Raw genomic sequence first — 25,633 nt, 5'->3', positions numbered from 1 at the left:
GGAATGATTGATATTTTACAGGTAAAACCAGGGTTTTTGCAGTTTGATGGTCTAAAAATGGAGTAATCGCGCATTACAGATACTCAGGCTATATCTACACAGATTGGGTGAGTTCAAAAAACAACGCTTCAACGGCGATAGAGTGCAAACTTTAGCTCAATACTGCAAGATAAAACTATACAGCACTAAAATATTGCCACGTATTGAATCTAGCTTTTTGTGGTGTCAAAGTAGAGAAGCTTGCTTTTAGTCAGCTTATGAAAAATTTAGAACAAAGAAAAAGCTGGTATGCCGAAGTAGCAATTAACTACACTTCGCAACAAAGAAAAAATTGGTACAACGATGTTGCAGATGCTTACAACAGGACTAGGCCGCGCTATCCTCAACAACTAGTTAGCCGTGTTGTGGAGTTAGCCCAATTACCACAAAACGCGGCGATTTTGGAAGTAGGGTGTGGCCCTGGGACTGCTACTACTGCTTTTGCTCAATTAGGCTTTTCTATGGTTTGTTTAGAGCCAAGTCAGAACAGTAGCCAGCTAGCACAACAGAACTGTTCTCCCTATCCAAATGTAGAGATTATCAACACCTCATTTGAAGAATGGCCGCTAGAGCCTGGGAAATTCGATGCTGTTTTAGCAGCAACTTCATTTCATTGGGTTTCCCCAGAAATTGGCTATTCCAAAGCTGCTGACGCTTTAAAAGATCATTGCTCTTTGATTTTGTTGTGGAACATGACACCCCAGCCAGAGTATGAGGTTTACCAAAGGCTGCATGAGGTTTATCAAGCTCAAGCTCCGACTTTAGAACGATATGAAGAGCAAGAAGCTCAAGAAAAACATTTAAGAAGATTTGGAAAAGCGGTTATTGATTCAGGTCGCTTCCAGGATTTAGTATCTGAGCAGCTACGTTGTGATGTGACTTATAGCATTGATGATTATTTGACGCTGTTAAGTACTTTGTCACCGTATATAGCCTTGGATTCACAACAGAGAAATTCTTTATTTACTAGTTTGCGGGAAACTCTAGAAAAACACTGTGGTAGTAGTGTGGAAATCTCATATCTCTCAGCTTTTCACGTTGCTAAAAAAATATAAAAACTCTACCCATAAGGGGATAGAGTTTTGTCAGTGGTCAGTGGTCAGCAGTCAGTAGTAAAGATATGTAAAAACTACTCTATGTAAGGGTTGGGGTATTAGACCAGATCCTTTCAACAACTGACAACTGACAACTGACACGCAAAGCGTAATAAATGGTCTGTGATCCCGTTTCTTCATAAAGATGTGCTTTACTTTGGACTGTAGAGACGTTGTATACAAAGTCTCTACGTTATTTATTTGGTGCAACTTCATAGAGAATTAGTAAGCTGTTACGCATTTAAATATGGACAGCCCTGGCGCAAGAATATTTGATTTAGGTGCGTATTACCTTATGAGTATCTATTTTAGGTACTCGTAGTTTTATGGAGTCTTCACTTAATCTTTAATTTATTTCTAAGTGAATATATGTAATATATACTAAAGTGTTTATCAAAAACTCAATATTTTTATCAGTTAAACAATCAATGAATTTTCCGTAAAAAATAATATAGATTAACTTTATTGCCTGAAATTACTATTTTTTATAGAAAAAACACTACAAGCAACTAATGATTTAACTCTTTTCTAGATAGCTTCATATATCTAGATAAACAGATTTTTTATGAAAATCTTAGAAATATAATTGAGAACAAAATAATGATAAAAAATGATTGGAGGCGGGAAACTAAAAATATTAGGTTAGGTGTGATAGCAGTGATACCAACACTGTTGTTTTTGATGTTTTCCCACACTGTTAATGCTGAAGATCCAGGTGAATGTTTTATGATTACTACCTCTGGTAGAACCATTCCCTTGAGAAAGCTGTGTGGTAGTACAAAGACGGTTCAAAACAGCGCAGAGAGAGTTTTTCGGGTTCCGATTAAACGGCGATTGGGTAGAACTCCCGTGATTGATGTGACTTTCAATGATAAGAAAACCTTTGAAATGATTGTCGATACAGGTGCAAACAATACTTTAATACCTCTAAAGTTAGCGATCGCTCTCCAACTCCAGCCTACTGGGATCATGAAGGCTCAAATTGCTGATGGTACACAAGTGGAATTTTCTACTAGTAAGGTTAGATCGATCGCTGCTGGTGGAGCCATAGCTAAGAATATCCAAGTAGCGATCGCGCCTAAAGCAGAGTTCGGTCTACTAGGTCATGATTTCTTTGGCAACTACGACATCAAGATTTTAGAAACAGAGGTAGAGTTTCATCCTCGGTAATTGTTAGAGACGCGATTAATCGCTCGGTAATTTTTAGAGAGACGCGATTAATCCCGTCTGTACAATTAATTGTGAAAAATAGCGGAGTCAGCTTACCTCTTTATAGTTAAGTTTTGCTTATTACTGACTTCTAGCGGTAAGAAAATAGTTAATACTTCGCCGTAGTGTGGGCGTTGGCGGACAATTAATTTACCACCGATCGCTTGAAATAGGTGCTTGGTAGCAGCGATATTTAAGCTAATTGTGCCTGTTTCTGGTTGGAACATGAGTAATTGTCCCAAGGCTTTACGGATGGGTGGTGTAACTGGTGCGCTGGCTTTATTGCTATCTTTGCAGTGAGTGTGAGGAGACAATTGTAACTTGAGTTGATCTCCCGCCGGAATCACTTGTACTTGAATATGGCTCCCGGCTGGTAAACTGCGGGTAAAATTCTCCATCAACCCAGTGAGTACGCGATCCAGCATATTAGGATTGCTCACCACAGTTGGTAATTGTTGGGGTAAAACCACATCTAGGGTCAAGTTTCGCCGTTCGGCTGCTTGTTGCCAACGAGGGATACTTTGTTGCAACACTTGATCCAAAGACATCGCGGTTAAATGAGTATTCGCGGATTTCCCGGAAGTCGATGTTTCTAGTTCTGCTGCTTTAAATAGCAATTCCATGCGATCAATTTGCTCAGTACACTCATGATCGATAATCTCTAGACGATTAATGACATTGGCAGGTAAATCACGCCGCTTCAGCAGCAGGCGAGTCATAGTACGAATAGTAGTTAATGGTGTACGGACTTCGTGAGCAAAAGCTTGCAATAATTCTACATCGGGTTTGATTGATGGAGGATTAGGTATGGGACATTGGACATTAGGTATGGGACATTGAGGATAGGGAATTTCTTCTATTCTGTTACCTTGTTCCTCTCCTCCTCTGGTTCTTCCTAATCCCCAATCTCTAGTTTCTTCCTCTGGTAATTCTTGGAGTAAAAATTGGCTAAACTGAAGTACTGTACGGTAATCAGGGGCGATCGCTGGATACTGTTGTACTAAACTATCCAATTCTGTGAACAAATCAGGATTAGTCAGCATTACCCGCGCGCCTAGCGATCGCCAAGCCTGCTGGACTATTTCTGGCTCAAAGGAAAACGAGAAAGCTTTTTTACCGTTTTTATGTGTGGCGAGAACTAAAACTAATCTAAATTTATCTGTAAAAATTAAACAAAATTGCTCAGATGCCAAAGGATCGGCAGGTAGTAAAGGTAATACAGGTTCACAAAGGGTAGTTTCTGACTCTGTAGAGGCGATCGCACTTGGCATTTGAAATGGCATCAATGCCAAAGGGTTAAATGGCCTGGCTGTAAAAGTAATCGTCTGTAAGTTTTGAGTGAGGATAGGTTGACTAAATAGGGGTGCAGGTGCAGCTAGAACTAATCCTTGAAGCGCCTCAGGTACGACAGCAACTAAACTGTTAATGAGCAAATGTTCTGTCGCGGCTAGACTCATCCGCCATTGTTGCTCTGCTTTGGTTGGTGAGCATTCAGCCACAGTTCCCTGACCTTCGGCTAAAACTTCACTCAGACTTGGCAATATCCATTCGTACACAGAACTTCACCCCTTCTTTCAAGAGCGACTAGCAGCTCGGAAAATTCAAAATTTCTCTACTACTTATGAGCGTATAGTTATTTATGCCCTAGTAACAGTCGTATAACCGAACAAGATAGGCGCAATTTCCCCTGTGATGGTTTTTAATGTCTACCATCTTAAGTATGAAGTTTTCGTGAATTGCTGGGGCAGAATAAATGAAGAGTCTGTGATGGCACCTTATTGAGATCATCTCTGCTATGCAGATGAAAGCGAATAAATAGGTAACAGAGAATTAAAAGTAACTTTTAGAAGATGTTGATATAGCGGCAAAAAATACAGTTTTTTACTTTATTCTTCAGAGAAATATTTTTTATACAAGTATCAATGAAGTTAAAAATAAAACGTTATTAATACTTTTCATTGCAGATTATGCCCAAAATTTATATGAAATTTGGCATATAAGCACTTCACTTTTAATAAAATCTGATAACATCTAAAAACTTTTGTATGTCAAGTATTGTTAAATGCTGGTCTTGACTAAAACTAACTGAAAACTTTTAAGAAAAAGTTTACGGATTTGAGTCCCAATGAGTGATCTAAGTTGTTAGCCTTATCTATCTTTTGCCTGCATCAACCATCTTGTACTGACAAGTTGAATTTTTATTTAGCATTTGCTCCTCCACACGACACACAGGTAAATTGATCGCTTCAAGTATTCCATTTGGAGACAAAAATGAAAAAAGTGTTTTCCCTATTAGTGACCGGCTTTCTATTAGTTGGTAATTTTGGCTGCCAAGAAGCTCCCACCAACACCAGTGGAGCTAATCAAGTACCTGCAAAACAGGCATCTGAAATGACGAAAACCACAGGTAAAACTATCAAATCTACTGTCAAAGAAACCCCAATTCCCGTAGTTAATAGCAATACCAAAGATAAAACGGTAACAAATAAAAACGTAGATACAAAAACTGAAGGAGATATAAAAGCCTTAGTTACCAATAAATTACAGGCAGGTATCCCAGGTAATAAGCTTGTAGTAGAAAATAAACAAGGTGAAATTACCATCAAAGGTATAGCAAGTTCCCAGCAAGAACTAGAAAAAGCCGAAAAGTTAGTCAAAGAAGTCAAAGGCGTGAAGACTGTAAAAGTAGAAGCTAAAGTTGAGCCTAGCAACAGGTCTTAGGTAATTAGAGAACACCAAAAAATAAAACCAATTAGCAATTAAACTAATACCAATTCTCTATGGAGTTGCGCCCAATAAATGAAGTAGAGACGTTGCATGCAACGTCTCTACAGTACAGAATGAAGTGCATCTATGGCTACGCCAGGCAAGCTACATCAAGAAACGGTATAATTAGGGTGCGTCAGTATAAATAATTTCTTGGTACAGCTAAGTTTTCTCACGCTGACGCACCCTACCTTGGGATATTTTTTTATTAAAAAACAGGACTTTATCTAAGTCCTGTTGGTGATTGCTGAAGATAGATCACAAAGCCTTATACCAAATTCTCCAAAATCAAGTAACACATCCAAACCTTAAAACTCAGGCCAAATCTGACTTTCCTAATTTTGAATTTTGAATTTTGAATTTTGAATTGGTATAAGTCGAATGCTGACGCTGCGCGCAACATTTTTGTTCAAGTGTGAAATATGACAGTTACTAAGGGCAGCAGCGCCAAAATAAAACCGTGCCAAGACGGGAATTGGGCTTCTGGGGTATGATTTGGTGGTGATAACAGGGCTTCTATTCTTTGTTCCAAGCGATCGCCTACACTATCACCCAAAGCTGCACAACAAATTTCTGATTGTGAAAATGCAGAACCATTACTAACCACTAATAAAAGTGATTCTGCTAGTACCAGGGGATCAACTTGGGATGCGGCGTAACTATCTGCACGGAGTTCGCGCAAAACTAAAAGTTCTTGCCACAAAGCATCGGTATTGGGTAGCCAAGCGGTGCAAGAACGCACCCAACCCAGCCAGAAAAACCAAAAGGTGTCCCGATAATAAAAATGTCCTTGTTCGTGGGCAAGAACGCTTTCTACGTGGTTGGGAGAAAGTGTTTGCAGTAATCCTTGACTAACTACTAGTTCTGGTTGCCAGAAACCAATTTGTCCAGCAAATAGGGCTGCTGTGTTGAGTAGCCTGACTTGTTTACCTTCAAGATGAACTAAAGGGCAATGACGGGCGGATTGTAGCGATCGCCAGCCTTGAATAGCTCGTGTGACACACAAACCAGAAAAAATTGCCAGAAAGGTTAAAGCTAGCGCGTAGCTGAACCAACCTGTGTACAGGCCTCCCATTTTGCCTTGCGGCCCCATAAATAAGAGCGCGATCGCTGTCATCAAAATTAACAATGGTGGAAACAGAAAGAAAAGCAAAGTTCTTTGCCACCGCGTATCCCAATTGTCTTGGGGGTTAGTCCAATAACTTCTGAAAATCCACGAAACCACCACAGCTGTCAAAATCATCAGCAAGTGCATCATTGTTCCTCCCTGGCTTGGCGCGCAGCTTGAATACGTTTGGCGATCGCTTCTATTTGTTCGCTAGCTGCTTCATCAAGGCTATCAGCAAAAGCTGCCACTACATCAGGGTTGCCCACTGCTAGAAAGCTATGTAATTGATCGTGGGCTTTAATTACCTGGGCTTGTTGTTTTGATAGTAATGGCCGCCAATAAAACGCCCGCCCTTTTTTATCACAAGCTAACCAACCTTTGTCTGTGAGGCGACGTAAAACTGTAGTTACGGAAGTGTAAGCTAATTCGCGGTTAGGATCAGCCAGAATGCGATCGTGGACATCTTTGACGGTAGCTGAACCTACTTCCCAGACAATATTTAAAATTTCTGCTTCCAAAGGGCCTACAGACATTTGTTTAGGACGATAGTCGGGTAAAGGAGCCATATTAGTTGTGCATTGGATTATAGAGTTTGGATATTGGATTAGATGCGGAGATTTCCCTTTGGGGATAAGGGGTTATGGGGAATGCTGAATCAGAATTTCCTCTGCCTGCTACCCCTGGCCTTTTTTCAGGTTACCGTTGTTTGAGAGCGATCGCACAATAGCAAATACTCTTGCCTAACTATAAAAAATAAGCTCAATTCAGCTGTCATGATGGGTAATGACACCCATTAGAATGTAATCTCGACAGTAGTATTTAGAGCAGGTGTATCCCCCGCGTGAAGCTATTTGTATACCATACTCCGGAATTAACCCCCAAAGACCAGGTTCCCGACTGCGCGATCGCGGTCGATGTCTTACGAGCCACCAGCACAATTGCCACCGTCCTTTCTGCTGGTGGCGAAGCTGTGCAAGTCTTCAGCGATTTGGATGAACTCATTGCAGTTAGTGAAACATGGCCTCCACAAAAACGGCTACGAGCCGGAGAGCGTGGTGGTGGGAAAGTCGCTGGTTTTGAACTGGGCAACTCTCCCCTTGACTGCACACCAGAACTGGTGGAGGGACGACGCTTGTTCATTAGTACTACTAATGGTACTCGTGCTTTAAAACGAGTACAAGACTCTGCCACTGTCCTAACAGCAGCCTTTATTAACCGGGCAGCAGTAGTACAGTATCTTCTAGAAAAACAACCAGAGACAGTCTGGATTGTCGGCTCAGGCTGGGAAGGTAGTTATTCTTTAGAAGATACCGCTTGTGCTGGGGCGATCGCTCATAGTGTTGTGGAAAAATCCCAGCTACCCCCTGAGAAATTAGCGGGTAATGATGAAGTCATTAGTGCGATCGCTCTTTATTCACAATGGCAAGACAATTTGTTAGGGCTACTTCATCATGCTAGTCATGGTCAACGTTTGTTACGCCTTGAATGTCATGAAGACCTAAAATATTGTTCCCAAACCGATGTTTTAACTGTCTTGCCTATCCAGCAAGAAGCAGGTGTATTTAAAACTAAAAACTAAATATGCAAAATCCGTAACTAAAGAAATTTTTTGTTTTTTTAGATTTAGCATTTTTTAGGATTGTCACAGGATCAACCAAACAACTAGGGTTTGAGTCAGGGGTGTAAGTTTGAATACTTATACCCCTGACAATTTTTTATGGCGTTGTGCATAGCAGTTGTTTGAAATCTGCTTTAAAGTTCATTAATTTAAGTTTATTTTGTAAATTTTGGCAAAGTCATTATTTATTAACAATTTTGGGTAATTGTATCAAAAGCTCCATTTAGTCATACCAAAAAACAAATAACTACTATTTGTATTTTGAATTACATTGTGACTTTCTTAACAATACCTAAAATTAATGTTAAAAACTACTCACTAAAATATTAAGTCTGTTAACCTTTCAGGGAAGCCAGTAACAGAATTTCTTTAGCCTTATTTTAGATGGGTACAAATGTATGAAATTGGCTAATTAGGACTAAAGTCCTTGTTAGCTACTGGAAAAATTCATCACAAGTAAGATGACTCCCACACAGTAGATCACTAAACTGGCATACTAACGAATCCGGCAAAATAATTGTGTAATTGGAGATTGATATGACTTTAGCAAGTCCTCCACAGATAAAGCCTTTAACAGACGAAGAACTGTATAAAATCAACGCCTACTGGCGTGCAGCTAACTATTTGTCAGTTGGACAAATTTATCTACTTGATAATCCCCTACTAAGAGAACCACTCAACAAAGAACACGTTAAACCCCGTCTCTTAGGACACTGGGGAACTACGCCGGGACTGAATTTTATTTACGTCCATCTCAATCGGATTATCAAAAAATACGACCAGAGTATGATTTACATCGCCGGGCCTGGTCACGGTGGGCCTGGACTGGTAGCGAATACTTATCTAGAAGGGACATACAGCGAGTATTATCCCAACATCTCCCAAGATGCTGGCGGTATGCAGAAACTGTTCAAACAGTTCTCCTTTCCTGGTGGGATTCCCAGCCATGTAGCGCCGGAAACTCCTGGTTCAATTCATGAGGGTGGTGAACTTGGTTATGCTTTGGTTCATGCCTTTGGTGCGGCTTTTGATAATCCTGATTTAATTGTGGCGGCTGTTGTTGGTGATGGGGAAGCGGAAACAGGTGCGTTAGCTACTAGTTGGCATTCCAACAAGTTTCTCAATCCGGCTAGTGATGGTGCAGTACTGCCGATTCTCCACCTGAATGGGTATAAAATTGCTAACCCCACAGTCTTAGCACGGTTAAGCTACGAAGAGTTAGAAAGCTTATTTGTGGGCTATGGCTACAAACCTTACTTTGTCGAAGGTTCCGATCCCGCCGTTGTGCATCAACAAATGGCAGCAACTTTAGATACAGTGATTGCGGAAATTCACAGTATCCAAAGAGAAGCCCGTGTACACGGATTTAGCAAGCGTCCCCAGTGGCCGATGATTATCCTCAGGACTCCCAAAGGATGGACAGGGCCGAAAGAAGTAGACGGGAAGAAAACAGAAGATTACTGGCGATCGCACCAAGTACCCTTTGGTAATGTCACAGGTAATCCAGAACACCTGAAACTACTAGAAGAATGGCTCAAGAGTTACAAACCAGAAGAACTCTTTGATGCTAACGGCAGACTTGTACCAGAATTAGCAGAATTGGCACCAAAAGGCGATCGGCGGATGGGCGATAATCCCCACGCCAACGGCGGTATCCTGTTGCGTGATTTGGTAATGCCCAATTTTCAAAACTACGCCGTCGAAGTTCCCCAACCAGGTAGAGTCACTGCGGAAGCCACCCAAGTCACAGGTAAATTTCTGCGGGATGTGATGAAACTCAACCTAGATAGCCGTAACTTCCGAGTCTTCGGCCCCGATGAAACCGCATCAAATCGCATCAACGCCGTCTTAGATGTCACCGATAGAACTTGGGTAGCTCAAAAACTACCCGAAGATGACCATCTTGATCCCAGTGGTCGGGTGATGGAGATCCTGAGTGAAACCTGCTGTCAAGGATGGTTAGAAGGATATCTGCTGACAGGCCGTCACGGCTTCTTCTCCTGTTACGAAGCTTTTATCCACATTATTGACTCCATGTTCAACCAGCACGCCAAATGGTTGAAAACCACTCGCCACATTTCATGGCGCAGACCAGTAGCCTCTCTCAATTACCTTCTGACCTCCCACGTTTGGCGACAAGACCACAACGGTTTTTCTCACCAAGACCCCGGATTTATTGATCATGTAGTTAACAAAAAATCGGAGATCATTCGGGTATATCTTCCCCCCGATGCCAACACCTTACTATCAGTGACAGACCACTGTTTAAGAAGCCGGAACTATGTCAACGTCATTGTTGCAGGTAAACAACCAGCATTACAATTTCTAGACATGGATGCAGCAATTAAACACTGCACCAAAGGCATTGGTATTTGGGAATGGGCTAGCAACGACCAAGGTAGTGAACCAGATGTAGTCATGGCTTGCGCCGGAGATGTTCCCACCTTAGAAACTTTGGCAGCTGTAGACATTTTGCGCCAACACTTCCCCGATTTAAAAGTACGGGTAGTCAACGTTGTCGATTTGATGACACTACAGCCCAAAACAGAACATCCCCACGGTCTAAATCCCAAAGACTTTGAGACTATTTTCACCACCGACAAACCCATCATTTTCGCCTTCCACGGCTACCCTTGGCTAATCCATCGTCTAACTTATCGCCAACCCAACCACAACAACCTTCATGTGCGCGGTTACAAGGAAGAAGGAACAACCACGACTCCCTTTGATATGGTTGTGCTGAACGACCTCGATCGCTTCCATCTAGTCATGGACGTAATCGATCGCGTACCCAAACTGGGCTACAAAGCAGCTTACGTCAAGCAACGACTACAAGACAAGCTCATCGAACACAAACACTACATTTCCAAATACGGTGAAGATATGCCAGAAATTAACGACTGGCAATGGCCGTATTAGGGACTCTCAGATCCCCGACTTCTTGAAGAAGTTGGGGATCTCGCAATGACTCTTCAAACCTTAAAAGATGCCAAGTAATTGGGCTTAAAGCGTCTGGGGCTGTCACGATCAGCTAAGTCAGACAAAAATTCACCTGGCTGTTTGCAGTGTTGAAGCTAGGGTAAACGCCCAGATTAATTTGACAAAAATGTAGGAGGTTAGTTTTGGCGAAATTAAAAGTTGGCATCAATGGATTCGGTCGTATCGGGCGACTTGTGCTTCGTGCTGGCATTAACAACCCCAACATTGAGTTTGTCGGGATTAACGACCTCGTACCACCCGATAACCTGGCTTACTTATTAAAGTACGACTCTACCCACGGTAAGTTAAGAAGCCAGGTTGAAGCCAAAGATGATGGTATTGTGATCGATGGTCACTTTATTCCCTGTGTATCCGTCAGGAACCCAGCAGAATTACCTTGGGGAAAATTAGGTGCTGATTACGTCGTTGAATCGACTGGATTGTTTACTGATTCTGAAGGCGCATCCAAGCATCTACAAGCAGGAGCAAAGCGCGTCATCATTTCTGCTCCTACAAAAGACCCAGATAGAGTGCGGACGCTGTTGGTAGGGGTGAACCACGATTTATTTGACCCCAGCAAAGATGTAATTGTCTCCAATGCTAGCTGTACCACTAACTGCCTAGCACCCATCGCTAAGGTGATTAATGACAACTTTGGTTTAACCGAAGGGTTAATGACCACAGTTCATGCCATGACTGCTACTCAACCCACGGTAGATGGCCCCAGCAAAAAAGACTGGCGCGGTGGTAGAGGTGCAGCCCAAAATATTATTCCCTCTTCCACAGGCGCAGCCAAAGCCGTAGCTCTAGTTTTACCAGAGTTGAAAGGTAAGTTAACTGGTATGGCTTTCCGCGTTCCTACCCCAGACGTTTCCGTTGTAGATTTAACCTTCAAAACTGCCAAAGCCACCAGCTACAAAGAAATTTGTGCAGCGATGAAGCAAGCATCTGAAGGTTCGCTTGCAGGTATTCTTGGTTACACCGATGAAGAAGTAGTTTCCACAGACTTTCAGGGTGACACTCATTCCAGCATCTTCGACGCAGGCGCGGGAATTGAATTAAACTCCAACTTCTTTAAGGTAGTCGCTTGGTATGACAACGAGTGGGGCTACTCCAACCGTGTAGTTGACTTGATGTTGTCAATGATACAGAAAGAACAACTGGCTGCTGTTTAATCAGGGTATTAGGGACTGGGTATTTGGTATTGGGGATTGGGTATTTGGTGGAACATTTACCTAAATTTATTCCTAGTCCCCAGTTCCCAGTCCCCTATCCCCTATCCCCTATTTCCTATCCCCAATATCTATGCGTCGAACTAAAATTATCTGTACTGTAGGCCCGGCTACATCTGCACCAGAACGTTTAGAAGCGTTGGTAGAAGCTGGGATGAATGTAGCGCGGCTGAATTTTTCTCATGGGGCTTATGATTTCCATGCCCAAACTGCTCAGTATTTGCGGCAAATCAGTGCTGATAGACAAAAGCCTGTTGCTATTATGCAAGACCTATGTGGGCCGAAGATTCGCTTGGGAACACTACCACCAGAAGGGTTAACGGTAGAAGCTGGTCAGGAAGTGACTTTTGTCTTGCAAGAAAAGGGTAATAGTCTGGATGAATTGCCTTTACCGTTGCCGACTTTGTTTGCAATGGTACGCCCTGGGGAACCAATCTTAATTAATGATGGTCGTGTGAAGTTGATTGTGACCGATCGCGATGCCGATCGCATTCGAGCTATTGCCAAAATCGGGGGTCTTCTTTCCACGCGTAAGGGTGTTAACTTGCCAGCCACTCGTTTACCCGTTAGTTCCATCACCGAAAAGGACTTGCAGGATTTACGTTTTGGTATTGAGTTAGGTGTGGATTGGGTAGCGGTGTCCTTTGTGCGATCGCCTTATGACCTCGAACCAGCCCAACGGATGATTGAAGCGGCTGGGAAAACCATCCGAGTGATTGCCAAAATCGAACGTCCAGAGGCAGTTGAGCAAATTGATTCTATCATCGACGTGGCTGATGCCATTATGATTGCTCGTGGTGATTTGGGTGTAGAAATGCCTATCCACGAAGTACCCCTGATTCAAAAGGACATCATTCGCCGTTGCAACCAAGCTGGTAAGCCTGTAATTACAGCAACGCAAATGCTGGAGTCGATGATTAGCGCTCCTGATCCCACCCGTGCAGAAGCTACCGACGTTGCTAACTCTATTCTCGATGGTACGGATGCGGTCATGCTATCTGGGGAAACGGCTGTGGGACAATATCCCGTCGCCGCCGTCCAGACTATGCACGATATCGCTACGACTACAGAAAAGTCTTTGCAAGAGGGTAGTAAAAATTGTTTATCCCATGAAGCAGGTGGTCTGAGCGTCACCGAATCTGTAGCTGAAGCTGTCTGTCGTATCGCCTACGAAACAGGTGCAAAAGCGATTCTTTGCAACACCACATCTGGGAGTACAGCAAAACTCGTGTCGAAATATCGTCCGACTACACCAATTTTTGCTTTGACTCCCGACGAAACCGCCTACCATCAATTAGCACTTTCCTGGGGTGTGGAACCTTTATTAACTCCACCAGTCCACAATGCGGAAGAAATGTTTATGAATCTCATAAACACCGCAGTGAGAACGGGTTTGGTGCATGACGGTGACAAGGTAGTTATTACTTCTGGAGTGCCAATTGGTAAATCAGGCACAACTAGTTTAATTAAAGTGCATTCTATTGGACAACCAATCACCGCCTAATATTCCTAGAATAAGTCTGAGGCTTTTGCCTCTTAGCCAAATTGGGCAATGGTTAAGAAAAATGGCCAAAATCAGAATTGTAAGGAATCAAAGAGGGTGTGAAGAAGAGGGGATAGGGTAAATCCTAAACAAAATGGACTTACGCAGGTGTTATGGATTTTTTATTGAGACAGTCCAGAGTCAATAGTCCAAAGCAATAACTAACGGTGGTCAGATCCCCGACTTATTGAAGAAGTCGGGGATCTAGCAACCAAGCAAGTAAGTCTTAACAAACTAAAATCATGGAGTATTTTATGACTAAAAATCTACTAGAACAATTGCGAGAAATGACTGTAGTAGTTGCTGACACAGGTGATATTCAAGCAATTGAAAAGTTTACACCCCGCGACGCTACCACCAATCCTTCTCTGATTACGGCAGCCGCTAAAATGCCAGAATATCAGGAAATTGTTGATCAAACCTTACTCCAAGCTAAAAAAGACGCAGGCGCAGGAGCTAGCAAAGGCCAAATTGTCTCCCTTGCTTTTGACCGTCTGGCGGTATCCTTTGGATTGAAAATTTTACAAATTATCCCTGGTCGCGTTTCTACAGAAGTAGATGCCCGCTTGTCCTACGATACTGAAGCTACTATCACCAAAGCACGAGAATTAATCGCTCAATACAAAGCGGCTGGTATTGGCCCAGAACGTGTTTTGATTAAAATTGCCTCTACTTGGGAAGGGATCAAGGCTGCGGAAATTTTGGAAAAAGAAGGTATTCACTGTAACTTAACATTATTGTTTGGTTTGCATCAGGCGATCGCCTGTGCCGAAGCCGGTATCACCTTAATTTCTCCCTTCGTCGGCCGCATTCTCGACTGGTACAAGAAGGAAACCGGACGTGATAGCTACCCCTCTGCGGAAGACCCTGGTGTAATTTCTGTTACCACGATTTACAACTACTATAAGAAGTTCGGCTACACCACCGAAGTTATGGGAGCTAGTTTCCGTAATATTGGTGAAATTACTGAGCTTGCAGGTAGCGACTTGCTGACAATCTCCCCTGGTTTGTTGGGTGAACTACAAGCCACAATTGGTGAGCTACCCCGCAAACTCGACCCAGCAAAAGCAGCAACTTTGGATATAGAAAAGATTTCCATCGATAAAGCTACCTTTGACAAGATGCACGCTGCTGACCGCATGGCCTATGACAAACTAGACGAAGGTATCAAAGGTTTTACCAAAGCTCTAGAAGAGTTAGAAACACTACTAGCAGAAAGACTAGCTCGTCTAGAAGTAGTAGCAAGTCACTAGTACTTGGTGGCTTAGTGGTTAGTAAGCTAATGCGCGCCTAAATTACATAACTACTAATCAGGGCTGTTAACTGTTGACTGCTGACAGTCAACAGCCCTCACAATAGATTGTGCAACTTCAAAGCAGTTCCAATGAAATAAGTTTCACAATCATAGATGAAAGATATCTTCCCCCTTACACCCTCTTTCAAGTCAGAATAACTAGCCACTAACTACTCAATTCTTAGTGCTGATATTCTTACCCGAAAAGACTGAACATATCCAAACCCAGAAACCTAGACTAAATCGGATTTTCTTAATGACGAATTAGTATTAACGACGGATATATCTTCCACGCACAACTGGACGGACATATCTTCCACGCACAACTGGACGGACATATCTTCTCCGCACAACTGGACGGACATATCTTCTCCGCACAACTGGACGAACATATCTTCTCCGGACTACTGGACGAACATATCTTCTCCGCACACCCCGACGTTGAGCAAGTAAAAGACCTTCAGTTTGACCACTAATTAGGTTTGCATCTGCTTCAATACTTTGTTGATCAATACTATTGCTGATAGTGCTAGCTTTTGCTTCAGCGATAAAGGGGGGATAAACTAAGCTACAAAGCAAGACGGCAATTGAAGATAGTTTGGCAACACTTTTCATTTTGTTAAGCTTTAGTAAAAAATTTATACCAGTGATAAACATAGAATTTTAGGAAATATCTATGTCTCTATCTTCAGAGCGATATTTTTGTTACCTATAAGTTCATCAAATAATAGAGAACCAACTCACACCACAGATATTACTTACCAATAAAGCCATCGTTGATGATGGGTGGGGACTGATTGTTGATAACGTCCCCAACCTATGTGAATCTTAGTTTTCTGGTTATCTACACAGTCTTAATTTCAGTGTCAGCTATGAATATTAACGATGCCAATCATACATTAATCGTCCATGACGATCGCGGACAAGTTGCCATCCTCCATGACGATAGTATTGACCGTAATAATTTGCTCTACGGTAATACCGACCACGATAACGTCCATGACGATAGTAATGCCTATAATAATGCCGATTATGATAGCGCCGTCTGTGGTAATGCCGTCTAGTCCTTCTTCTTCCGTGATAATGCCGTCTATATCGTCGGTGAGCTATTAAAACTTCTTTGTGTTCACCTTCGACTAAGTTTGTTTCTGCTCCAATAGTTTGCTCATTCAAAGCATTATTGAGAGTATTCTCTTTAGCTTCAACTAATGTAGGCGGATAGATGAAAGCTAATAACAAGAACACGATGGAGGATAGCTTTTGGAAACGGTTCACGTCTTTGCTTTTCCTAAAATATCGGTAATAAGTTTAATAAATACTTGAAATTAGGAAATGATATAGTTCACGCTTCACAAACCTGAATCACGAAAAAGTAATGAAAGTACTAATTTTGAATGCTGGTTCTAGCAGCCAAAAGAGTTGTTTATATGAAATTCCTGATGATGCTCTCCTGACGGAAGCACCCCAACCGCTTTGGGAAGGGAAAGTTAACTGGACTCAAGATAGAAGTGTGGCGGAAATTGAGGTTAAAACAGCTGGAGGTGAAACGCTGCATGAGTCTATTTATGGTGATTCTCGCCAAGCACACGTCACCTATATGCTCTATACTCTCAGTCGCGGTACAACTAAGGTCATCGGTCAATTATCCGAAATCGATGTGGTAGGACATCGGGTGGTACATGGTGGGCAAAATTACCGTAATAGTGTAATTATTACTGAAGAAGTGAAACAGGCGATCGCTAAATTATCCAATCTCGCCCCAGCACATAATCCTGCCGCCTTGGAAGGTATTGAAGCTATCGAAAAAAGCTTGGGTGATGTTCCCCAAGTAGCAGTGTTTGATACTGGCTTCCATGCCACTCTACCCGATGCAGCCGCTATTTATCCCGGCCCTTTTGAATGGGTGGAACAAGGTATCCGCCGCTATGGATTTCATGGTATCAGCCATCAATATTGCTCGGCTCGTGCGGCTCAAATCCTTGGTCGAGATTTGGCATCTCTGCGGATAATTACTTGTCACCTGGGCAATGGTTGTTCTTTGGCAGCAATTAAAAATGGTCGCAGTATTGACACCACAATGGGTTTCACACCTTTAGATGGGTTGATGATGGGTAGTCGTTCCGGTTCCATCGATCCGGGGATCATTGTTCACTTAATGCGACAATCAGATTATTCTGCCGAAAGATTGGACTATGTTTTAAATAAAGCTTCCGGCTTACGCGGTATTTCTGGCGTGTCCAGTGATTTACCCCAGGTGATAGAAGCCATTACCCAAGGTAACTACCGCGCTCAACTAGCGTGGGATATGTACGTACACCGCCTGCGTTCTGGGATTGGTTCCATGTTGGCGAGTTTGGGGGGTTTGGATGTGTTAGTGTTCACCGCCGGCGTAGGGGAAAAATCCCCAGGTATTCGCCAAGCAGCTTGTGAAGCCTTTGGGTTTTTGGGGTTAAAACTCGACCCAGAAAAGAACCAAAACAACCCAGTAGATATAGATATCGCTACTGCTGATTCTACAGTACGGGTGTTAGTAATTCATACTCAAGAAGATTGGGCGATCGCGCAACAATGTTGGCATTTGTTAAATAGGTAAGCGGGAGAGTGAGCGTATCATGAATTTACCTAGTTGTGGCCAGATATAACGTAAAGTACGTTTGACAATTTCTGGTGTCAACCATGAAAGAATTAGCAACAACAATAAGTAAATATCACTCAACTCCTCAAAACCATAAAAAATAATACCAGAAACACTACAAACTATAGCCCACGCCCAATTATCTAAGTTTCCGCTTTTAAGAGTAGTAAATCTTCGTAAAATCTTTACCAATACAGGGCGGCTAAAAGCTATTGTTATAGTCGCACCTATCCAAGTTATTATTGATGTTAATCCATTCACAGAATGTGAATTATAAGCCAAAAAACCAGCAGGCACAATCGCCGCTATTTCCCAAACTAATAGATTTAACTTACTCCTCAAAGCTCCTAAAATTTGTTCTATGAGCCAATAGTGAGCGGCAACAATTTTCTGGCAATCAAAATTGTTATTTAGCAAGTCCCATTTAATCTTGTGCAAAATATCGCCATGAAACAAAACAACGCTTTGCAAAACCCGTTCTTGTTTATGAGTATCAACAGATTGTAATTGCTCTGGCTGATAATAAGAGGTGAAAGTAAAACCAGGTTGTAAAGAAGTGTTATTTTGTAGAGATTTACTCCAAAAGGCTTGCAAAATATTTATTAAAAAAATAGTATAAGACTTCGTTACAGTTTTCCTCGTCCCATCTTCTTCTTTGTTTGTTGATACAACATTATGACTAAAGCAAGTGTAATACCAAAGAGGTAGCAAAAGCTTTAGCGGAATTTCCAGAGCAATACCCTTGTTTTTAGCTTCTTGAATTTGTTCTACGACTTGCTGATTCAGGTAAAAACTATAATCATTTTGCTCAACCTGAAGTTGTAAAGTATTGCCTTGGGGAATTTGCAAGGAAATAGAAATTATAACATCAGCAGGATTATTTGTTTGGATCTTATTGTCTTCCATTGACAGCTAAATTTGCCATGTTTCTTACCAAATTAATCATAAAATCTAGTATTCCATGCCATTGTTTTTCACCAGTAACTACACCTTCATTGTGAACTTGCAGTATCAAGTTTTTTGTTTCTTCTGGTAAACTGAACAGGTCTTTATGATATCGAGTGATAATATCTCCATCTAACTGCATAACAGTTTGAGCGTAAATAGTATCAGTCCTAGTACTTGTCACATCTCCACCATCAAGAGCCGCTTTCAATTCAGCAATCTTCCGCAGAGTACGCACAAATTTATCATTAATCAAAAGCGTATGAATTTCTTGGCAATTTTGTTCCCATTCTTGTTGCCAATTTTCGTTACGATTGTCTGAATCTCCACCATCAATAACAGGAGAGGGAGAAGGTAATATAGGGCGGGCTAATTCTACATATCGAGGGTCTGATTCCACTATATTTCCTTGTTTAATTTCTTTGAGAAATGCCAAGCGTCTGTGATATTGTTCTACTTTTTTGTTGTGCAGTCTCTCATCCTCAATAATTATATAAAAATACTCTCTCTCAAGTTGAGCGAAGAGACGTTGATAACGCTCTCGTAATGGGCTATCGTCAGGAATTCCTTTGACTTTAAAATAATCTTTATCATGTATGGAATAAATTTCTTGATAAGCTTCCCACGCACTAAATTTAGTCCCGGTAATATTATGAACAACCATAGTATTGACTTCTAAGGCTGTAATATCATCAACTAATATTTGTACAGATGAAACAAATTTATCTAATAAATTCCTACATTTAATCTCAATAGTATCTTTTGTTTGATTACTATCTGTGGATCTACTACTATTACTTAATATACCACCACGCGCATTTTTATTCTCAAGAGCGTCCATTCCTTGAGTCTTATTTTGCATAGCAATTACCCTTTATTATTCTGGCAAATCTTGTTATTAAGTGATACCTGTAGTAGAAGTAGAGGCTAATTATTTAATCTCAAATCTACAACGCCTTTTACAGTTGTACTGTTTTGCGAGAGTTATACATTTCCATCAGAATTTTATATATTTTCTGGACGCTTTCTATGTTCTTCTGCATGATTTCTCGACTATCTTTCACTTGAACTAAATGGAAGTTGAGTAGTTCGGCATAAGGCCCACTAGCCAAGAACTGACTACCTACTTCGTTTTCTATATCTCCACTGATCAAATTAATTTTGGTGTAAATTCGGTTTCCTGGTTTAGCAATTTCGGTGATGTGGTGTAGTTCTTCCTCTAATTGCGTTGATGGCTCTGCTACCCAAGTAGTGATTTCTAGTTCCACAACTTCAGCGATCGCTGACTTAATAGCATCAATAATTCTGTTAGCATCTAAGTTGTTAGAATCAAGATGCGTAATTATTGACTGGAAATCATCTTTTTCTGATTTCAGAATTTTACTTTTCTTTACTGATTCTTCAGTGACGGTAATTTCCATGATGTTATAAAAAACGAAGATTTTAAGTGCAGATCAGGTTTAATTCTAAGTGATGTTGGAAATTTTACTAACTTTATCCACCTAAAATTAAGTAAATTTAACAAATGAGTTCAGCACATATTCGATGATGCTGGCTCGCTAGGAGTATAACATAGCACTTAAAACTTAAAAGTGTAGCGAAAATTTTTAAGTTGAAGTAATGTCAATTAATTGCCTACAAAAGAGAATATTGAAGGCTTCAGAATCCCGGTATTGTGGAGATAAGCTAATGCGCGTCTAAGTTGCATAACTACTAATCATGGCTGTTAACTGGTAACTGTTCATTGTCAACTCTCAACAGTCAACAGCCCTCACGATGGATTGTGCAACTTCAAATCACAATAGCTTACTGGGACTCTCGTTTCTTACGAATCATATGTCTGAAGAATTTATCGTTGGTAGTAAAGTCCGTGTTGTGGCATTACCGCCCTATATCAAAACCGCAGACCCCATGCCTATGCTACGCCCCCCTGATGTGATTCAACTTGGCGAAGAAGGCATTGTACTTGACCGTCGTCCTGGCGGATATTGGGGTGTCCGCTTTAGTAGAGGTGCCTTTCTCATCGATAGCCAATACATCGAAAGTGTGGATAAGCTTCCAGAAAATCATGATGTGTAAAGGTACAAGGATTGTCAACTGGAATATCTATACCCCCATCCCCCAAGAATTGTAAACTTGTGTAAAGTTATCATTCTTGTTTACATCATGATTTCCCGACGCAATTTTCTGCATATTTTGCTTGTCAGCTGCTTTGCTGTCATTAGCTGGTTAAATTTTGCCCCTACTGCCTATGCTCTTGGGGGCAAACTCCCCGCTATTAACCAACCTGCACCCGATTTTACCTTACCAACCAATACAGGTGATGGTAAGCTTTCTCTTGCTGATTTTCGGGGTAAGTGGGTGGTCTTGTATTTTTACCCTAAGGATTTTACATCTGGTTGCACAATTGAAGCTCGTCGTTTTCAGCAAGATTTACCAACCTATGTGGATAAAAATGTCCAGATTATTGGTGTGAGCGCTGATGATATAGACTCCCATGCTGAATTTTGTGATTCCGAGGGTCTAAAATTTCCTTTGTTGGCTGATACTGATGGTGCAGTTAGTAAAGCCTATGGTTCTTGGATCGGTTTTGTATCTATGCGTCATAGCTTTATCATTGATCCACAAGGTATTCTCCGGGAGACTTTTGTCAAAGTTAACCCGTCTGTTCATAGTACAGAAGTTTTGGCTCGACTGGAAAAATTGCAGTCCGCAGCTTCTTGAACTTTGTTGCCGAAAATTTGGGTTTAAAACCTCCCCTTTCTCAGGGGACTTTCAACACTAATGTTTGCAATCGTATCGGTATCACATCAAAAGCAAGACCAAAGCTAATCCGCCTAGTTAAACTGATGGGTGCCTAAATTGCATAACTACTAATCAGGACTGTTAACTGTTGACTCTCAACGGTCAACAGCTAACAGGCCTCACAATAGATTGTGCAACTTAAAAGCACAATAGCTGAAAAATAACAGCAAAAACTAGACTTATTAGCTTAAAAACAGAGAATAATCAACGGATTCCATCATTATCGATAGCGCTGTATGTGTCATCAGGGGCAAGTCCCAACCAAGGGTCAGAACTAGGAGTTAGAAACAGTTGAGCATATACTTTCTCATTGAGTATTGCCACATTGCTAGTCTGATTACCTTCCACAAACCATTGATGAATTTGGCTGTGTAGCATATATTCATTTCTGACTGTATCTAAAGCCATTGCTGACTCAAAGTTTTTTACCAATTTCTGTAAATTAGCTGCTTTAGTTTTAGCTCTGATCAAAGCAACGCTGTTTTGATCTAGCTTAGTATCAGCTATGTAAAGTTGAGCGATTTTGTTCCAAGATTCCTCATCTGTGATTTTTGCCAACGTCTCTCGATTGTTAGTAGGCTGAATAGTCCTGAGTAAGGGACGTTCAACTACCATCTTAGACACTGCCAAAGAACCTGCTAACTCTGCTGTTGGTGGCTGACTCGTGTTATTTGGTGATTGTGTCAAACGGGGAAGAGAATTAATTCCCAGTTGCGATAAATCTGCTGTCCATTGGGTTTGGATTGCTTGCAGGCGATCGCTGTGATATTTTTTTAGAAAAGCATCACGATTGGCAACAGGAAGCTGGCGATATTCTTGGGCTACTAATTCAGCTTGTTGTAGTCGTTGCAAGAAAGCTTTAGGGCTGTAAAGTCCAGGTATAGCATCAATAGGGCGACCAGACCCATCCAATATATAGTGAATGCTATTACCTGTAACCGTCCGTTCTAGTTTCCGACCATCACCAAAGTCGATTGTCACCTTTGGTACAGGGCGCACTGATTGCCAGTGTAAAATAAAACGGTCTTGCAGCAGATGAGAAATTTCTGCATTGGGATATAGTGCAACACGGAAGAATCGACTATTAGCACAACTCAAATCCTGATCAAGCTTACCTAACAACCGTAAAGATAAAATCGGCTTACCACTAGCCTGAGCGGCTGCTTTAGCTTGTTCTATATCAGTGTACCAGTAAAGACGAGAAGCATAACAGTCTCGTTGCTGGCAGAGTGCATCTAAAGCCTTTCTGACTTGGGGGTTATTAAGTTGACTGTTATGGGATTTCAGAAACACTTGCAACCCCTTTGTCCCCTGTTTTCGCAATGTTGCTACTTCTTGAGATAGTTGGGATGCTCGACTTACAGGAGTTCGGGCATCAGCAGCCTGTAAAAAACTCAAGCTGATTATCATCAAGATACAAGGATTTCTGAGGTTGCTAAATTTCATATATTTAATGTAGTAAATGATACTGTAAATGTGATGCAGATGCTCAAACAGGCAATCTTGAAGTATTAGTATGAAGACAAGTATCGGAGTGCAGGAGTTTCCAAATCACAGAAAATGAACCAATTCAATCATTTTACTAATCGGCAACGCCAGAACTTTTATTAAAAAGTGCCAAATGTCACATATATCTTCAATTAAGATAAAAGCCGCAAAACCCAATTTCTACGCTATCAACCCTGGAGATACTTGTTTTTCCCCAATGCTAAGACATTATTTATACATATTTTATATGTATATGCTGAAAAAATACGCACTACAACTAGAATTTATTAAGTATATTTTGTGTATTGAATATATTATTTAATACATATATAGAAAATTTAATTAAATTATCATTCCTTTAAAAAAGAAAAAAAATATTGTCAATTGTATTACAGCTAACACTTGAAATCCCTACAGCCAAAAGAATCTTCTAGAATTAAGAAAGGTGATAAGTACATATACCAACGGAGGAAAAAAGAACTCATGGCTGGTGGCGAGTCTCAGACCCCTGTTACTCTGTCAGACAGAGAACTGCAAATTATCGACTTAGTGGCCGCTGGCTTAACTAACCAAGAGATTGCAGCAAAACTGGAAATTAGCAAACGCACAGTTGATAATCACATTAGCAACATCCTCGACAAGACACGAACGGAAAACCGAGTAGCGCTTGTCCGATGGGCTTTACAGTGGGGTAAAGTCTGCTTGAATGACGTTAACTGCTGTTCTCTACCAAACCAGAACGATTGACAAAAATTAATGGCGCGTGGCAAACGCCATTCTGTGCATCTAGCATAGCGACGAATGTTGTCTGGTAATACAGATAATTTTGATGGTTTACTGATTGTTTTCTCCTCACGCATCTTTCATTTGTGAACCTCTAGCGCAAGTCTGATAAACGTCAACATCAAGCAGTTATTGCTCGACCGAGTGGTGATAAAGGTATGAGGGATAATGGGTAAGTGTTTAAAACCATTATTCCTTCAGACCTCCACTTTGGTACGAGCGTTAGCCCTTAACGAAGCATCACGTTAGACTCGATGGGCGGCGACTTAAACTCATGTCAATAGACCTTGAAAAAATCATCAACAAAAATTAGCAACAATCCCTAGCTTCAAGCGTTACATTTGTAAGAAATCTATATTGCTCCATCAACTTGGGAGCAGTGTTCTTATGGATACCTCTGCTTATGTTCAAGGTAGCTCGTCTCCCTTTGATTTTCTAAATTTTGACTTGACGACACCTCAACCAAAACAGGATGCTGACTTACTCAAAAATCTGTCTTTTATCCCAGGGTTGAAAGAAATCTTGATGTTGCGGCAAGTTCACGCCCTCGAACACGCCACCGTTTGGGTTTTGAGTGAAACTAGAAACACTCAAACGCCTATCAGTAGACCAAGCCCAGTTCAAGTTGATAACGAACTACTAGGTGGTTTGTCTACAGACCAAGGCTTTTACCTCTACGGAGAGGTGAATATTAGCGATTTGCGGCGTGCTGTCACCCTTGCTCTCCACCGCCTGACCAATGGTGAATGGGATTTAGCTGTACACCCCCGGTGCGGTACGAACTTATCAGTGGCTATGCTGTTGGCTGCTGGACTAGCAGTGGGTGTAAATCTCATGCTACCGTTCCGTCCTGTAGAACAATTGATAGGTTTAGGATTGGCAGCTACCACCGCATCTGAACTTGCACCCGATTTAGGCTTAATAGCACAGCGATACATTACCACTGCGATTCCTTTTAACTTGGCAGTAGACAATATTACTATTTCCCGCGATGTTTGGGGTCGCCAAGGGCATTTTATTAAGGTGACATGGCGAGATAGTCATTAGTCATTAGTCATTAGTCATTCTCCTTGCTCCTATTCCTTCATGCGAAAACTTTATTTCTTAGTCCCAGGAACTGACGGCAAATTTGCTTGTGGTGGTCTTTGGGCAGAGTTAAAAACATTTAAATTGGCGCAACAAATTTGTCATGCCGAGGTTGTAACTTACCGTCAAAGAGAAGTCGGTAAGTTATTTCTTGATGAACTGTTGAAAGAGAAAAATTTGGACGACGTAATCTTTGTAATTAGCTGGGGTTTTGACATAGCCAAGTTAGTGGCAAAACTCAAGCAATACAATGTGGTTTATCATGCTCATAGTGCAGGGTATAAGTTCAGCCTACCTGCAAGTATTCCTATTATTACTGTGAGTCGTAACACCCTGGGATATTGGGGACAAAAATCACCCAATTCTCTCATTTATTATTTACCAAATGAAATTAGTCCTGAATTTAGAAATTTACATACAGAAAGAGATATAGATGTTTTAGTTCAGGCACGAAAATCTTCTGAATATCTGATAAAACAACTTATTCCAGCGTTAAAGGAAAAATGTAAGGTCGAGGTAGTTAATTCTTATGTTGAGGATTTACCTGGGCTGTTTAACCGCACTAAAGTTTATCTTTATGATTCTGCTGAATACTGGGCGCAACAGAATGTTAGTGAAGGTTTTGGTTTACAGCCAATGGAAGCTTTAGCTTGTGGGTGTCAGGTTTTTTCTAGTGTTAATGGTGGACTATCAGATTATTTAGACCCTGGTTTTAATTGTCATAAAATCTCTGGTTATTCCCAAGAATATGATGTCCAACGTATTCTCAAGGTGATAGATTCTTCCACATCGGCAAATTTATCAGAAGATTTCTTTGTTGAGTATCGGGTTGAAACTATTCTGAAACGTTTGCAAGTGATTCTAAAGGAAATAAACGAATTTTTTGATCATAGACAATATCAAGAAAGTAATATACCCAGTTTAACAAAAGTGAGGTTGGTGAAGCTTTTTATCAATAGAATATATAATAAATTTCAAAAGAAATATTTTCGAGATTTGTAGGGAATTT

At 41.2% G+C, this 25,633-nt stretch carries 23 protein-coding genes; 15 read left to right on the top strand and 8 right to left on the bottom strand.

What is annotated here, in order from left to right:
* Positions 1-257: 257 nt before the first annotated feature.
* Both GSQ19_RS07705 and GSQ19_RS07700 read left to right on the top strand, forming a co-directional pair.
* Complete coding sequence (locus tag GSQ19_RS07705; protein WP_011317381.1) at positions 258-1,094, top strand: class I SAM-dependent methyltransferase; 837 nt, start codon at positions 258-260, stop codon at positions 1,092-1,094.
* 639 nt (positions 1,095-1,733) lie between these two features.
* On the top strand, positions 1,734-2,303 hold the full coding sequence (locus GSQ19_RS07700) for a retropepsin-like aspartic protease family protein (protein WP_011317380.1): 570 nt from the start codon (positions 1,734-1,736) through the stop codon (positions 2,301-2,303).
* 92 nt (positions 2,304-2,395) lie between these two features.
* Here GSQ19_RS07700 and GSQ19_RS07695 read toward each other — a convergent pair whose 3' ends face one another.
* Positions 2,396-3,898 (bottom strand): sensor histidine kinase, encoded by a 1,503-nt coding sequence (locus GSQ19_RS07695; RefSeq protein WP_011317379.1) that lies wholly within the window; start codon positions 3,896-3,898, stop codon positions 2,396-2,398.
* A gap of 715 nt (positions 3,899-4,613) precedes the next feature.
* Between GSQ19_RS07695 and GSQ19_RS07690 the strand changes: the two genes are divergently transcribed.
* Positions 4,614-5,063, top strand: coding sequence for a BON domain-containing protein (locus tag GSQ19_RS07690; protein ID WP_011317378.1), 450 nt, complete (start codon positions 4,614-4,616; stop codon positions 5,061-5,063).
* A 454-nt stretch (positions 5,064-5,517) separates the two neighbouring features.
* Here the strand turns inward: GSQ19_RS07690 and GSQ19_RS07685 are convergent, their stop codons facing one another.
* Both GSQ19_RS07685 and GSQ19_RS07680 read right to left on the bottom strand, forming a co-directional pair.
* Positions 5,518-6,363 carry a M56 family metallopeptidase gene (locus GSQ19_RS07685; protein WP_041455966.1) on the bottom strand — a complete coding sequence of 282 codons (846 nt, stop codon included), beginning with the start codon at positions 6,361-6,363 and terminating at the stop codon, positions 5,518-5,520.
* Complete coding sequence (locus GSQ19_RS07680) at positions 6,363-6,782, bottom strand: BlaI/MecI/CopY family transcriptional regulator (RefSeq protein WP_010996725.1); 420 nt, start codon at positions 6,780-6,782, stop codon at positions 6,363-6,365. Before GSQ19_RS07680 ends, GSQ19_RS07685 begins: the two co-directional genes overlap by 1 nt.
* 275 nt (positions 6,783-7,057) lie before the next feature.
* Between GSQ19_RS07680 and GSQ19_RS07675 the strand changes: the two genes are divergently transcribed.
* From GSQ19_RS07675 to GSQ19_RS07655, 5 genes are all read left to right on the top strand, one after another.
* Positions 7,058-7,795, top strand: a complete 738-nt coding sequence (locus tag GSQ19_RS07675) for a 2-phosphosulfolactate phosphatase family protein (RefSeq protein WP_011317376.1) — start codon at positions 7,058-7,060, stop codon at positions 7,793-7,795.
* 576 nt (positions 7,796-8,371) lie between these two features.
* Positions 8,372-10,753, top strand: a complete 2,382-nt coding sequence (locus GSQ19_RS07670) for a phosphoketolase family protein (protein WP_011317375.1) — start codon at positions 8,372-8,374, stop codon at positions 10,751-10,753.
* A 203-nt stretch (positions 10,754-10,956) separates the two neighbouring features.
* On the top strand, positions 10,957-11,988 hold the full coding sequence (gene gap, locus GSQ19_RS07665) for a type I glyceraldehyde-3-phosphate dehydrogenase (protein ID WP_011317374.1): 1,032 nt from the start codon (positions 10,957-10,959) through the stop codon (positions 11,986-11,988).
* A 130-nt stretch (positions 11,989-12,118) separates the two neighbouring features.
* Positions 12,119-13,549, top strand: a complete 1,431-nt coding sequence (gene pyk / locus GSQ19_RS07660; RefSeq protein WP_011317373.1) for a pyruvate kinase — start codon at positions 12,119-12,121, stop codon at positions 13,547-13,549.
* Between the two features lie 293 nt (positions 13,550-13,842).
* Complete coding sequence (locus GSQ19_RS07655) at positions 13,843-14,841, top strand: transaldolase (protein WP_011317372.1); 999 nt, start codon at positions 13,843-13,845, stop codon at positions 14,839-14,841.
* A 311-nt stretch (positions 14,842-15,152) separates the two neighbouring features.
* On the opposite strand, the gene GSQ19_RS07650 is transcribed toward GSQ19_RS07655, so the two are convergent.
* Entirely contained in the window at positions 15,153-15,497 is a 345-nt protein-coding gene (locus tag GSQ19_RS07650) for a hypothetical protein (protein ID WP_011317371.1), read from the bottom strand.
* Between the two features lie 257 nt (positions 15,498-15,754).
* Between GSQ19_RS07650 and GSQ19_RS07645 the strand changes: the two genes are divergently transcribed.
* The gene (locus GSQ19_RS07645) at positions 15,755-15,946 is read left to right on the top strand and encodes a hypothetical protein (protein ID WP_041455960.1); all 192 of its coding nucleotides are present in this window, start codon (positions 15,755-15,757) and stop codon (positions 15,944-15,946) included.
* A 311-nt stretch (positions 15,947-16,257) separates the two neighbouring features.
* Positions 16,258-17,475, top strand: coding sequence for an acetate kinase (locus tag GSQ19_RS07640; RefSeq protein WP_011317369.1), 1,218 nt, complete (start codon positions 16,258-16,260; stop codon positions 17,473-17,475).
* Here GSQ19_RS07640 and GSQ19_RS07635 read toward each other — a convergent pair.
* From GSQ19_RS07635 to GSQ19_RS07625, 3 genes are all read right to left on the bottom strand, one after another.
* The gene (locus GSQ19_RS07635; protein WP_011317368.1) at positions 17,464-18,423 is read right to left on the bottom strand and encodes a hypothetical protein; all 960 of its coding nucleotides are present in this window, start codon (positions 18,421-18,423) and stop codon (positions 17,464-17,466) included. The genes GSQ19_RS07640 and GSQ19_RS07635 overlap by 12 nt on opposite strands.
* Complete coding sequence (locus tag GSQ19_RS07630) at positions 18,410-19,324, bottom strand: hypothetical protein (protein WP_011317367.1); 915 nt, start codon at positions 19,322-19,324, stop codon at positions 18,410-18,412. Before GSQ19_RS07630 ends, GSQ19_RS07635 begins: the two co-directional genes overlap by 14 nt.
* Before the next feature lie 97 nt (positions 19,325-19,421).
* Positions 19,422-19,883: a hypothetical protein gene (locus GSQ19_RS07625; protein WP_011317366.1), complete on the bottom strand. Its 462-nt coding sequence runs from the start codon at positions 19,881-19,883 to the stop codon at positions 19,422-19,424.
* Positions 19,884-20,298: 415 nt separating this feature from the next.
* On the opposite strand from GSQ19_RS07625, the gene sipA reads away from it, so the two are divergent.
* Both sipA and GSQ19_RS07615 read left to right on the top strand, forming a co-directional pair.
* Positions 20,299-20,541, top strand: a complete 243-nt coding sequence (sipA, locus tag GSQ19_RS07620; protein WP_041455957.1) for a regulatory protein SipA — start codon at positions 20,299-20,301, stop codon at positions 20,539-20,541.
* An 87-nt stretch (positions 20,542-20,628) separates the two neighbouring features.
* Positions 20,629-21,186, top strand: coding sequence for a peroxiredoxin (locus GSQ19_RS07615; protein WP_011317364.1), 558 nt, complete (start codon positions 20,629-20,631; stop codon positions 21,184-21,186).
* A gap of 285 nt (positions 21,187-21,471) precedes the next feature.
* Here the strand turns inward: GSQ19_RS07615 and GSQ19_RS07610 are convergent, their stop codons facing one another.
* On the bottom strand, positions 21,472-22,713 hold the full coding sequence (locus GSQ19_RS07610; protein WP_011317363.1) for a hypothetical protein: 1,242 nt from the start codon (positions 22,711-22,713) through the stop codon (positions 21,472-21,474).
* A gap of 525 nt (positions 22,714-23,238) precedes the next feature.
* Here GSQ19_RS07610 and pedR point away from each other — a divergent pair.
* The 3 genes from pedR (at position 23,239) to GSQ19_RS07595 (ending at position 25,626) form a co-directional block, all read left to right on the top strand.
* Positions 23,239-23,502: a photosynthetic electron transport-dependent transcriptional regulator PedR gene (gene pedR, locus GSQ19_RS07605; protein WP_010996707.1), complete on the top strand. Its 264-nt coding sequence runs from the start codon at positions 23,239-23,241 to the stop codon at positions 23,500-23,502.
* A gap of 423 nt (positions 23,503-23,925) precedes the next feature.
* Positions 23,926-24,585, top strand: a complete 660-nt coding sequence (locus GSQ19_RS07600) for a DUF6391 domain-containing protein (protein ID WP_011317362.1) — start codon at positions 23,926-23,928, stop codon at positions 24,583-24,585.
* A 39-nt stretch (positions 24,586-24,624) separates the two neighbouring features.
* The gene (locus GSQ19_RS07595; protein WP_011317361.1) at positions 24,625-25,626 is read left to right on the top strand and encodes a glycosyltransferase; all 1,002 of its coding nucleotides are present in this window, start codon (positions 24,625-24,627) and stop codon (positions 25,624-25,626) included.
* Positions 25,627-25,633: the final 7 nt, after the last annotated feature.

The organism is Trichormus variabilis 0441 (genome assembly GCF_009856605.1).
GTDB lineage: Bacteria > Cyanobacteriota > Cyanobacteriia > Cyanobacteriales > Nostocaceae > Trichormus > Trichormus variabilis.
The sequence above is the reverse complement of the archived record's forward strand: the minus strand, read 5'-3'. Positions and strand labels throughout refer to the sequence as shown.